Here is a 232-nt window from a genome sequence, read left to right on the forward strand (position 1 = left end):
TTATCGGCCACCTTATCGGCGGACTCAGCGGCGGCTCGCTCTTCCGTAAAAGCAGCTTCCTGATTGTCAGCATCGGAAAACAGGTTCTTCCCGAGTTTCTCATCCTTCGTGAAGAACCGCATATCCTGCGCTCGTTCCGCAGCACTTAATTCGCTGCCGAGGGCGTGGCCACGAAGCCGCGTATTGTGGTGAAAGACGGCATAGTCGAGGGCTATTTCCTCAGCAGTTATAG

1 pseudogene is annotated in these 232 nt (G+C 54.7%); it reads left to right on the top strand.

The window, feature by feature from the left end:
* Window positions 1-232: pseudogene (locus ACTHS8_RS10960) on the top strand (metallopeptidase TldD-related protein); the annotation flags it as partial.

The organism is Neisseria sp. P0016.S008, from assembly GCF_051957775.1.
GTDB lineage: Bacteria > Pseudomonadota > Gammaproteobacteria > Burkholderiales > Neisseriaceae > Neisseria > Neisseria flavescens_B.